Below are 12876 nucleotides of genomic sequence, written 5' to 3'. Positions count from 1 at the left end.
TAATTTCAGCCTACTTATTCAAAAACGACCACTACAGGAAAATGATCTGACAAAAATGTATCCTGAATTCTGAGACTACAATTCTTATAACTTTTTGAGGTAAAACCCTTGTAGAATACATAATCAATGCGCCTGTTATAATTTTCTCCAATTTTAAACCCATTATAAGTTCCGACCGGTCCTAAATTTAGTTTGGTCTCAAAAGCATCATGCAATTGGGTACTGAGCACTTTCTTTATTGGTTCTGACTGTGGTTCTAAATTAAAGTCTCCCATTAGTATCACTTTTCCACTTTGATTTAATTCTTGAATTTTCGATAAAATTAAATCTACGCTATTAGATCTGGCTGCTTTTCCCACATGGTCAAAGTGAGTATTTAGAAATAGAACGGTGTCTTTTGATTCTAAGTCTGCAAGTCTAGCCCAAGTGCAAACTCTTGGCAAAGCTGCATCCCAGGCTTTAGCAGGAATTTCAGGATTAGGAGACAGCCAAAAAGTGCCACTCTCCAAAATCGAAAATCTATTCTTTTTATAAAAGATTGGAGAATACTCCCCTTTAGTTTTACCGTCATCACGTGCAACTCCCAAACGTCCATACTCTAATAAATTACTTTCTAAAAATTCAATTTGAGAGTGCAATACTTCTTGCATACCAAAAACATCCAGTTCCTCTATTTGAATAAAATTTAAAATTTGATCCTTTCTATTATCCCATTGATGTACACCTTCTTTCGGATTCTCATATTTTATGTTGAAAGTACAGACTTTAAATGTTTGAGCACTTGAACCTACGGCTATGAGTAGCGCGAAAATTGTAATTGCAAATCTTCTCATTTTGTCAAATTTAAAATCTTTTGAAATATTTCAGTGTTTTCATAAATCCCTGTAAATACTTCTGCATTTGGGCCATAGGCTAAGACAGGGACCATTGCTGCAGAATGCCCTCCCGTTGAGAATGAAGGATTAATAACGTTATAATCTGTATGACCTTTTTCATTCTTACCAGATCTAAGCGTATAACCTCCAGTTTCATGATCAGCAGTTACGACAACTGTAGTGTTCCCCTCTTTTTCAGCGAAGTCTAATGCTACACCAATAGCATCATCAAAATCATTCATCTCTCCCACTAAGTATTCATGATGATTATCATGCCCTCCCCAGTCAATTTGTGAACCTTCTACCATGAGAAAGAAAGGGGATTCTGTCTTTTTGAAATATTCGATTGCTAAAGAAGTTGCATTCGGTAAGAATTCATCTCTTCCGTCTATTTTCTTCGGCATAGCGCCATTTTGCAATAAAAATCCATACTTCTTATCGCCCGAAATTTCATCTTCAGTTATTAAAGCAGTTGTATCAACTGTAAAATCAAAAGCAGTTAAACTATCTATGTAATTTACTCCATCCTTTCGTTTGTTAAAATGCTTTAATCCTCCGGCAGCAAAAAAATCTACTTCTGAATTATGCATTTGAGCAGCCATTGCATCTTCTTTACCTCTGGCATCCGAATGCGCAAAAAAAGATGCTGGAGTAGCATGAGTTAAAGTTGAAGTAGCTATTATTCCTGTGCTGTAATTTCTTCTTGAAACAATTTCAACAAGGTTTTCAACCTTATTGGTATCGACATCTACACCAATGGCCCCATTATAGGTTTTCACACCATTAGCCATGGCCGTCCCGGCCGCACCTGAATCGGTGATTTTTTGAGTTGCTGATGAAGTTCTAGAAAATCCGGTATGCTTAAATCTCGAAATATTTACTTCTCCCTCCTTGAAATAGTAAACAGATGATAATTGTGACATCCCCATCCCATCACCTATCATCAAAATTACATTTGGTGAATCTTGCTTGGAATTTGCTCCATCTCCTTGTTTTTGGACAGGATTACAAGCAGTGATGAGTAAGTAAATTGGAACTAACAGAATTAAGTTTTTCATCGTTTTTTCTGAATTCATCTGTAAAAATAAATTGATATTCAATAATTAGTAGTAATTGAGAGTTGCTAAATTATTAAGGTTTCGTTTCCTAATCTAAACATATATCAGCCGCATCAACTAATTGACAAGAATCGAATTCTTTAATCACTTGATGATGTTGACGAAGTTTTTGTAGCACTACATCATGATATACAAAATCTGCAATTTCGGATCGAAAAGAAAAAAAAGGTTTTCCAGACCAGGAATGATTATCGTTGCATCCCGTAACTAAGTAAAATCCTTTATTTAGCTCTTCCAATTTTTCAACTATACTGCCTGCACCGTGCAGTAGCAAATAGCCAATATCGGATTCATTACAATAATGATGAGGAGCCGTTCCATAAGGAACTAGATCATCGCAAGTTCCGTGGAAAAACTGCATGGGAATTGCGGTCTTCTTATTAATTAAGTCTAGGTCATAAATGGCACCGGCCATTGAAATTAATCCTCCGAATTGGAAATTATCTGGAAGTGGGGTATTAGCTTCTGGCCAGAATGCTGCATGCAAAACTGCTTCAGCTCCTGCACTGCTGCCTGTCAAAACGATTTTTGACGGATCTATCTTTAACACTTTTGCTTGATTAAGAAGGTGCACTGTGGCTTTCGAAATCTCCAATCCTGCTTGCTTAAAAGTATTCATTTTATTTTCTGCAGCTTGATTGCATCCAAATGACTGTCCCTTCATGCTTAAGGTATAAGACATGCTTACGGCCACAATTCCCCTTCTTGCCATATTCTTACAAAACTCCATAATGGCATATTCATCTCGTGCTCCACCTGCAAAACCACCACCATGCACAAATAACAAAATTGGCCGATTTTCCATTTCATCATTTTTAGGCTGATAAATATCAAGCTTCAATTCTTCAGAATCAGTTTCTAAATAAACTTGCGTTTGAATATCTACCTCATTGAAGATTTGATTCTCGTAACGCTGAGCTAATGATTTCAAATGTGAAGAAAAACTCATTGCTAAGATTAATAAAATGAATAATCTAGATTTTATCATTTTTTGTCTTTCCTTAAATTCATAATCTAAATGTTTTGTAGCCAACACCTCCTCCTTTACAACCCCATGCTTATCAGTAAATTAGTCAAAATTGATACTATTCCTAAGGTAATTCATAAACATAATTTTATGTCTTTATCAAGAATAGGATCATATGAAGTGCCTGTATTTCCACGCAATTTTTCAAACTGCTTATATGCTCTATCTACTCTCGCTTTAGGCGTGGGCTCAAATTCCTTTGCCGTCACTTTATACAATTTTTGAAGTGAATCTAATTTAACTCGAAGGTTTGCTTCAATTTGATCATATTCAGGATTATCAATCTGATTGTTAATTTCTGTTGGGTCGGTTTCCAAATCGTACAGTTCCCAAGTATCAATATCATCATAAAAATGCATCAATTTATATTGATCTGTTCGCACTCCATAATGCCTTTTCACCATATGGAAAGCAGGAAAATCGTAATAATGGTAGTATATGGCATCCCTAAAATCCTGATCGCTCACTTCCCCCTCTAAAACAGATTTGAAGGATTTCCCCTGCATGTCTGATGGAACTTCCGCTCCGGCAAAATCTAAAAAGGTCTCGGCAAAATCTAGGTTTTGAGTTAAAGCATTCACTACGGTTCCCGCTTTGATCTTTTCTGGGTACTGAATTAGTAATGGCATTTTTAATGATTCCTCATACATATACCGTTTATCGAACCATCCTTTTTCACCCAAATAAAAACCTTGATCTGATGTGTAAACCACAATGGTATTTTCACTTAGGTTATTCGCCTCCAGATAATCTAATATTCTTCCAACTCCTTCGTCCACTGAGGCAATCGTAGCCAAATATTCCTGCAAATACCTTTGCCCTTTCCATTCCGCCAATGCTCGACCAGATAAATTAGCTTCATGAAAGGCATCATTTTTTGGCTGGTATGCTTCATCCCATTGTTGACGCTGCTCCGGAGTCATGCGTTTAAAATCTGATTTCCAGGGATTCCAGGCCAACTCCGGGCTCCCTTTTTCTTTGGTCATTTTCAAGTCATGCCCTTCATACATGTCTTTGTAAATCGTTTGCAATTGCTCTTTTGAGGCCCTGGAACCATCATGATCCGTAAAATAACTCTCCGGCAAAGGAAACTTTACAGCGTCATACTTATTGAGATGTCTTAAAGCAGGCATCCAATTTCGATGAGGTGCTTTATGATGTATCATTAAAAAAAAGGGTTCCTCCTTGTCTTGGTTTTGTTTGATATAATCTACTGCATAATCAGTAATCAAATCGGTGGCATAACCATTTACGATGCTTGTATCTGCCAAATCAGTTGTCCAATGCGCGGTAGTATCAATTCTATCTTTATTGATATTGACCGTGTCTTGGATTTTAATGAACTGTGGATTATAATAATTTCCCTGGTCATTCAAGATATTCCAGTGATCAAAACCTTGAGGATAGCCATGCAAATGCCATTTACCCACTATTCCTGTTTTATAACCTGCGGCTTGAAGTAATTTGGGCAAAGTTTGTTGAGTGCCATCAAAGCGTTCACCGTTCATCCTGAAACCATTGATGTGACTATGCTTCCCGGTTAAAACTACAGCACGGCTTGGTCCACAAATGGAGTTGGTACAAAAATTACTATTGAAAATCGCACCGTTTTTTGCAAGCCTATCAATATTTGGAGTCGGTGCTAATTGACTAATTTCATGCCCATAAGCACTAATGGCTTGCTCAGCATGATCATCGGCCATAATAAAAATAATATTAGGCCTTTTCCGCGTATTTTCACTTTCTGTATTCTGTTCAGTATTACAAGACAAAACACAGAACGATATAAGTAAAAGGCACAAATTCTTCATAGTATCATGGTTTTCGCATTTCAATGACATTCAATTTAAGCTCCTCTTTTTAAGTCTTAAAAGAGATTTTTAACCCTGTTTTCGCCATCTGAAAAATGAATTTCTAATTGGAACAATTAAAAATTTCATTCAACTATATCATTTTAATTCAAACTCTGATTCTAAAACTTCATCCGAATTAGTTCCTACAAAGACCTTGAATTTTCCCGGTTCCGCATAAAAACTCATGTCTTGATGATAGAATCCTAGATCACTTTTACTTAAAGTAAATTCTATGGTTTTAGTCTCTCCAGCCTTTAATTCGATTTTTTCAAAGCCTTTTAATTCTTTAACAGGACGCGTAACAGTTCCCACCAAATCACGGATATATAATTGAACAACTTCTTTACCTGTAAGATCTCCGGAATTCGTTACCTCCACAGATAAGGTTAAACTTTCATCCATACCTATGCTTTCTGAACTCAAGCTTAAATTATCATAAGAGAAACTGGTATAACTTAATCCATACCCGAAAGGAAATTCCGGCTCGTTAGAAACATCCAAATAATTGGTCTTAAATTTTTGGAACCATTCTCCTTCCAAAGGACGTCCCGTGTTTTTATGGGCATAGTAAATTGGAATTTGTCCTACATTTTGAGGATAGGTCATGGTCAATTTTCCAGATGGATTAACATCACCGTATAAAACATCTGCTAAAGCCAAACCTGCTTCAGAGCCTGGAAACCAAGCATTCAAAATAGCATCTGAATCTTCTAATATTTCATTTAAAACTAGTGGCCTTCCACTTAACAAAACCACTACTATTTTTTTCCCAGTGGCCTTCAATGCCTTTAATAAATTCACCTGAACATCAGGAATACTGATATCCGTTAAGCTTGAACTTTCGCCAGAGCTTTCGGAAGCCTCGCCTAAAACAGCCACTACCACATCAGCATTCTTAGCTAATTGCACTGCTTCAGCAATCATTACTGCTTCAGGTCGGTCGTCTCGGTAAGTGTTTTTGCCAAACATGCCAATACGCTCTTCCAGATCAGCATCTTCGACCAAGTTAGAGCCTTTTGCATATTTCACATTCTCAGGATTAGTAGAGACTTCTTTAATCCCATCATAAATCGAAACTGATTTGCTGATATCCGAGCTAACACTCCAGGTTCCCACCATATTTTCTTTATTATTGGCTAATGGACCAATCAACGCTATTTTAGCATCTTTTTGAAGCGGTAAGGCCTTATCATTCTTCAATAAAACCATAGATTCAGCAGCAATTTTTCTTGCAACTGCTCTGTTTTCAGCTGAGAAAATTTCCTGAGAAGCTCGTTCTTCGTCCATATATCGGTAAGGGTCATCAAACAAGCCTAATTGAAACTTGGCTTTCAAAATCAGTCTAGCTGCATTTGTTATGGTTGCTTCCGTAACCTTGCCTTCTGCTACAGATTTTTCTAATGTCGTTAAAAAGCCTTCACTTGCCATATCCATTTCCACTCCTGCATTGATGGCTAAAGCCGAAACTTGTTGTAAATCACCCATTCCGTGGGCAATCATTTCGCTAACACCTGTGTAATCACTCACCACAAAGCCATCAAAGTCCCAAGCATAACGAAGTACATCCGTCATCAACCATTTATTGCCTGTGGCTGGAACCCCATCTATTTCATTGAAAGAAGCCATAGCAGTACCAACTCCTGCATCTACTGCTGCTTTGTAAGGCGGGAAATAATCATTATACATCCTCAAGCGTCCCATGTCCACTGTATTATAATCTCTACCAGCTTCAGAGGCACCGTAAAGCGCAAAATGTTTTACGCAGGCCAACAAAGTATTGGCTGCAGATAGATCATCTCCTTGATAACCTCTCACCATGGCCGAAGCAATTTGACCACCTAAATAGGGATCTTCACCACTGCCTTCTGAGACTCTTCCCCATCGTGGATCTCTAGAAATATCAGTCATGGGAGAAAAAGTCCAAGCAATACCATCAGCAGAGGCTTCTTCAGCGGCTATTCTTGCCGATTTTTCTATCAAATCCATATCCCAACTGGCAGATAGGCCAATAGGAATCGGAAAAGTCGTTTTATAACCATGTATAACATCTTTTGCTATTATTAAAGGGATTCCTAAGCGGCTTTCCTCCACTGCAACCTTTTGCACTTCGCGGATTTTGTCCAATCCATTAATATTGAACAATCCTCCTACTTTTCCTTCCTTAATTTGTTTGGCTATACCTTTATTTGTACTAATTCCAGTACTTACATCTCCAGCGGAAGGCAGGTTCAATTGCCCAATTTTTTCTTCCAGGGACATAACAGCCAGTAGAGAATCTACTTTTTGGTCTATACTAGAAGTGTTTTCATTTTGCTGAACATTTGTACAACTGCCCAAAATCAACAAAAAACCAAGAAAGGATACTATTAAAAATTTCATTTGTAATCTATTTTGAATTTGAAAATAACCAACTAAGTAATTCAGGTTCTGCAAAAGCCAGGTCCCAGCTATTATGATTAGCCTTAGGATACTGTGTGAATTTCACATTAGCTCCTGCTTCCTCTAATGATTTCACCATATTTTTAGAATAAGAAGGCTCTACAACATCATCCTTTGCACCATGGAAAACCCACATATCTACTTTTTTGGCGTAATTCCCTACAGAATAAGGATTCCCAGCACCACAAATGGCAAATGCTGCGGCAAATGTATTCGGCATTCTATGCAGTATTTCGAAAGTCCCCATACCTCCCATGGAAAGGCCACCCACATATAATCTTGATTCATCAATGAAGTGATTTTGGCTAAAACTCTTTACCAAATCCATGACCATTCGCATACTAGCATGAGGGTCAAGTAAATAATCAAAATCAAATGTGTTCCCTTCAGAAGAGCGAACTATTTCAGCTTTCGCCCAGTATTCTGATTTAGGGCACTGTGGAAAAATAACAACAGCTGGGAAATTCTCACGAGTATCCTTTGCAAGAAAAAGATCACTACCATGAACAAGCTGCTTTTCATTATCGCTTCCTCTTTCGCCTGCTCCATGTAAAAACAAAACAAGAGGATACTTTTTAGCTGGATCAAAATTTTCAGGATACAAGATTCTATATCTTAAAGTATCTTTCCCTTCAATCAATTCAGCCCTGAGGAAGCTCGAATTATCTTGTCCACTGGCATTGAATACCAGAAGGCTCAAAAGAATACCAAAGAAGTATTTCCCCTTATTCTTCATAGTAAAACCCTAGTTTAGAAAGCCCATTTTCAATTTCTTTATTCTGCATAAACAGCTCCCAAATCAAACCTGAACGATGGTTTTCAATCATGACTGGGATTGGTCCTTGATCAATCGCCAAGTAGCGAGGTACATACCAATCATGTTCAAAAGAGAAAGCATCATACGCACCGAAATTTCCTATCAAACTATCTCTTTTAGGTTCATATAAAAATTTTAGAAACTGCATACTTTCCTTTGGGGTATAAGGAAAGGAAGAGAGTGCCGCAGTTGGAGAAATCACACCTAAATCATCACTAGGATTATGTCCAGCATATCCTCTCATGGAATAGCTGGAGGTTAAGCCCCACATATTTTCTCCGTATCCCTCAAAATTATTAGGATTCTCTACTGCATATCTATATTGAATGATTGCATGATTTTTATTCAAATCCCAGTAGTTGCCGTATTTGTCATTCAAATTTTTAGGATTTAAACCCAAATAGGAATAGTGAGCCCAAAATAAAGGCCCAACAGCTTTATTGGCATGTTCGAAATGATCCAATATAGTTGGCAAGCCAAAGACAGTTGTATCATTAGCAATTGCGCCATCTCTTGCCCAACCTTTGTGATATACATCGGCCTTTATAGGATGCGTTGGAGAAGAGGCTGCCAACACATACATAATTAGGCATTCGTTATAGCCTCCGACTGGGAAATTCATGTCCCAGCCATGGTTAGGCGACCAGTGCCAATACAACACATTTTCTCCACCTTTTGTGTACCAATCCCATTCTACTCCTTCCCAAATGCTTGTAATTCGTTGCGCAAGTTTTTCCTCTGCTGCAATTGAAGAATCTAAAAACTGTCTGACTGTTAAAAGTCCTTGAATCAGAAAAGCAGTTTCCACTAAATCTCCACCATCATCTTTTTTGCTAAATGCCTTTACTTCTCCCGTTTCACCATTTAACCAATGCGGATAAGCTCCATGAAAACGATCAGCCGTTTCCAGAAAATCTAATATCTTTCCAAATCTTGCAATCGCTTCATTTCGTTCGACAAACCCTCTTTCTACACCTACAATGATGGCCATTAAACCAAAGCCTGAGCCTCCGGTAGTTACGATATGCTTATCATTTGAAGGATAAACATCATCCTCGTGAAATCTTTCCCTAGCTAGCCCAGAATTAGGTTCTGCCCCGTCCCAGAAATACTGGAAAGTTTGATATTGCACTAAATTCAATAGTGAATCATCATCCATTTTATTCGTGTTTTCTTCCTTTTCCTTTTGAGGGGAAGAACAAAAAGAAAAAAGCAATGCCGTAGTAATTAATAAAAGTATATTTTTCATTTCAAATTATTTGTATGGAATCTAATAATTAATTTTAAAAATATTTATCATTTGACACTGACTATCAAAGAGATACAATTTTCCCTCGAGTAGTTACCTAATAGACTCTCTTTAAAAAGTAAATCCTAAATCATCTAACCCATTCTGCACATCTGAATCTTGCATGAAGGTATTCCAGATTAATGCCGTTCTATGATTTTCTATCATAGTAATGATCGGTCCTTGATCGATAGCTAAATAAGAATTGGCATACCAATCCTGGGTCACATTAAAAGCATCATAAAAGCCATATTCGCCCCATAACCTATCTCCTAACAAATAATAAAAATGCTTAATAGCTTTCATAGATTCTTCAGGAGTATAGGGAATTGATGATAAGGCAGCAGTAGGGGTAATTACTCCTAAATCATTCCCAGGAGAGTGAGCGCTATATCCTACGTGATTGTCACTTGCTGTTAATCCCCAAGAAGCTTCACTGTAGCCCACAAAATTGTTGGGGTTGTCAATGCAATAAGCTTGGTTAATTAAAGAATGTGCTTGGTTTTGTTCCCAATAATTGGCGTATTGATCTTGAAGGTTTCGAGGATCTAGGCCCAAAAATGAGTAATGTGCAAAGAAAAGGGGGCCTCCTCTATCTTCCCCTACTGGCATTGAAATACCATAAGTTGAAGTACCATTAACGATCCCGCCATTTCTGGCCCAACCAGCATCATAAACTGATTTTTCAATAGGATGAGTAGGGGAAGAAGCAGCAAGTACATAGATTATTAAGCTCTCATTCCAACCTCTAATGGGAAGATTCATTGCCCATTCATTTTCGGGTGACCAATGCCAATACAATACATCTTCTCCACCCTTGGTAAACCAATCCCATTCTACTTCTTCCCACAATGTAGTAATCTGGTTAATAATAGCCAGTTCTTGTGCATTTGATCCATTCAAATATTGTCTTACCGCCAACAAACCTTGGATCATAAAAGCGGTCTCTACTAAATCAGCACCATCATCCAACTCACTAAAAGGAATCGTATTTCCTGTATTTCCATTCATCCAATGCGGCCAAACACCATGAAAGCGGTCTGCCTGAGATAAAAAATCAACAATTTTCTCAAGTCGATCAATTCCCTCTTGCCTTGTGATAAAACCTCTTTCAATGCCCACAATAATGGCCATAACTCCAAAACCAGAACCACCAATAGTCACCACATCTCCAGAGGTATTTCTCTCTCTGGCTAATCCACTATTGGGATGGGCAAAATCCCAAAAATACTTAAAAGTTTGGGCTTGAACTTTTGTTAAAAGCGCTTCATCTGATAGTTCGTTAAATTTGAAGGTAGAGTCTAATTGGGTATAGAATATTTTGTCAAATCCTGAGAATTGAAATTCATTTTCACTTGGTAAATCATTCGATATATTAAAGTTATATCGAACCAAATCTCTTGCCTCTTCTTGGCTTTGGACTTGCAATGTTTTTTGGTCTTCTGAAAGGTTGAAACTTAAAGGCAAGCGAGCTCCTTTATTGATAAGTGAAATGAAATCGCTAAAATCAGTATTAGGATTTAGCATTTGGTTAAAAGCCAAGATAATTTCAGGATTTAGGGATATGTTGTCAATTCGGTTAGTGCTTTGTAATGATATACCATCTACTTCTACACTAAGTAATTTTATCTCCCCTTGTTCTGTCTTAAATTGATAGGTTCCACCAGGGAACTCTTTGTTGTTTACAGAACGTAAAGTCCCAACTGTTATAGTATAAACAGTATTATTTTGAAAGTCATTTTCAGGCAATGCTGATATGGCTTTATCTTCGTTCAGATAAGAAAAGTTCAAGGCTAAATCAACCTCTTCAGTTGAAATACTAATGTTTTCCTCAGCTGAATTTCTATCCAATGGATCAGTAAATTCAATGACAAGACCTTTGTCAAATGGAGCATTTTCGGTTACCTCCCCTTCAACTAAATCAAGGGTACCTAATCTTATACTTCTCAATTGTAAAAGACCTAATTCCTCAGGCTCTTGCTCCTCCTTACAGGAGACCAAGATTCCACTTAGTAGGAACAATACTAGGAAGGATAATAAAGGCTTAGGTGAATATGACATCGAATTGGTTTTTAAAAGAAAAAGCAGAGGCTTTTTACAGCCCCTGCTCTATGAAAAACAATTAAACTATTATGGTCTTTCGGCTTCGTAAAGAGATGTCACATCGTCTTCAGAATATGCTGCATGAATAATTCTGAAATCATCTAACCAACCTTTAAAGTGGTTTGCATTTGGATTCTCGTAGTTTCCAAAAGCGGCATCATCAAATAAACTACCTGCTCTGGAATGGATAAATCCGAATGCAAGATCATCAAATACCTCAGGTTCTGCTCCCCTGTAAGTTACCCCTGTGATTGTTCTTTTTGTATCGCCTTCTGGCCATAAGTTGAAATCAAAACTCTTCATTAATTGTCCATCAAAATACAAATAGCCTTTTTTCTCTTCAGCATTATATGTAAATACATTATGGTACCAATTGTCAACAATAATGTCTTGCATTTGAGTTGGAGAAAGACTTCTTGCGAAATCCCAGCCTTGCCATCCACCATTAGTATTGTCAGTAGCTTCACTTGGATAGAACATGTCTTCAGCAGTTTCTACTCCCTCATCGTTTACATAGCTTACTGCGTATTTGGAACCTTCAAAAGAACCAAAAATTTCATATTGAATCCCGAAAAATGCTCCCAAACCAAAAACAAACATCCCTGTTGGATCTCCATTATCATTTACATGACCTTCTGGTTGAACTTTTAACCAAAAGCTAAGCGTAAAACTTTCAGTATCATCTAATAATGAAGCTGCTGCAGGTACTTCAATTATACTAGCATCACCATCAAAATATGCAGTGCTATTAACGGAACCAAATCGGTCTTCCTGATATTCTATAGCAATTTCCTCTCCATCTTGGAAATTACCCATCTCATCGGAAGCATCACCATCAAATTTCCAGTATGCAACTTGGCTTGCCTCTTGAGGGGCTACTACTGGTAGTCTACCAGCTGTATCGAAAGTTCTTGAGCCATTTGTAACTGCTCCACCATCAGCGCCAGTAAGTGCGCTTGAAACTGATACTGTGTAGTCAGTCCCCTGAATTAAGTCTTCATCTGGGGTTACAGTTACAACGCTACCGCTTGCTGATACAGAAATGGAAACATTATTATCTCCATCGCTAACTGTGATATTTGAAGCTGTGGCTGTTGCCGCATCTACTTCTCTATCAAATGTTATTTCAAACACAGCATCAGGCGGAACGTCTGAGGCAGACGTAGCTCCATTTAAATCAACAGTTACCTCATCACCAGTTGTGATGTCTGTTCCAGTTGCAGTTAAAGCTGTGATAGTCAAATCGGGTGCCTCATCCGGTTCATCATCACAAGCTGTAAAAACCAGCGCACTTAGCATTAAGGCACCGATCCAATACTTCATTTTACTTAGCATTCTCATAATCGTTTTTGTTTT

Annotated in this window: 9 protein-coding genes; all 9 read right to left on the bottom strand. The window is 37.7% G+C overall.

The genetic code is table 11. The features are described from left to right. Positions 1-14 precede the first annotated feature (14 nt). The 9 genes from AAC601_RS00540 to AAC601_RS00500 all read right to left on the bottom strand — a co-directional run bounded on the left by AAC601_RS00540 (position 15) and on the right by AAC601_RS00500 (position 12861). Positions 15-833 (bottom strand): endonuclease/exonuclease/phosphatase family protein, encoded by an 819-nt coding sequence (locus AAC601_RS00540; RefSeq protein WP_340152187.1) that lies wholly within the window; start codon positions 831-833, stop codon positions 15-17. Then, a complete protein-coding gene (locus AAC601_RS00535; protein ID WP_340152186.1) occupies positions 830-1951 on the bottom strand; it encodes an alkaline phosphatase in 1122 nt (373 codons plus the stop codon). Before AAC601_RS00535 ends, AAC601_RS00540 begins: the two co-directional genes overlap by 4 nt. Positions 1952-2021: 70 nt before the next feature. Next, entirely contained in the window at positions 2022-2942 is a 921-nt protein-coding gene (locus tag AAC601_RS00530; protein ID WP_340152185.1) for an alpha/beta hydrolase, read from the bottom strand. Positions 2943-3094: 152 nt separating this feature from the next. Continuing rightward, positions 3095-4831 carry a sulfatase gene (locus tag AAC601_RS00525; RefSeq protein ID WP_303271837.1) on the bottom strand — a complete coding sequence of 579 codons (1737 nt, stop codon included), beginning with the start codon at positions 4829-4831 and terminating at the stop codon, positions 3095-3097. 138 nt (positions 4832-4969) lie between these two features. After that, positions 4970-7252, bottom strand: coding sequence for a beta-glucosidase BglX (gene bglX, locus AAC601_RS00520; protein ID WP_340152184.1), 2283 nt, complete (start codon positions 7250-7252; stop codon positions 4970-4972). Between the two features lie 7 nt (positions 7253-7259). Beyond that, positions 7260-8048 (bottom strand): prolyl oligopeptidase family serine peptidase, encoded by a 789-nt coding sequence (locus AAC601_RS00515; protein ID WP_340152183.1) that lies wholly within the window; start codon positions 8046-8048, stop codon positions 7260-7262. Further along, complete coding sequence (locus AAC601_RS00510) at positions 8038-9378, bottom strand: glucoamylase family protein (RefSeq protein ID WP_340152182.1); 1341 nt, start codon at positions 9376-9378, stop codon at positions 8038-8040. The genes AAC601_RS00515 and AAC601_RS00510 overlap by 11 nt, the downstream gene beginning before the upstream one ends. Before the next feature lie 111 nt (positions 9379-9489). Beyond that, a complete protein-coding gene (locus AAC601_RS00505) occupies positions 9490-11478 on the bottom strand; it encodes a glucoamylase family protein (protein WP_303271833.1) in 1989 nt (662 codons plus the stop codon). 69 nt (positions 11479-11547) lie between these two features. Further along, positions 11548-12861, bottom strand: coding sequence for an Ig-like domain-containing protein (locus AAC601_RS00500; protein WP_303271832.1), 1314 nt, complete (start codon positions 12859-12861; stop codon positions 11548-11550). Between the last annotated feature and the right edge of the window lie 15 nt (positions 12862-12876).

Origin of the sequence: uncultured Marivirga sp. (genome assembly GCF_963974845.1) — a bacterium.
In the GTDB taxonomy this organism is placed as follows: domain Bacteria; phylum Bacteroidota; class Bacteroidia; order Cytophagales; family Cyclobacteriaceae; genus Marivirga; species Marivirga harenae.
Note: the sequence above shows the minus strand (reverse complement) of the source record. Positions and strands in the feature narration are given on the sequence as shown.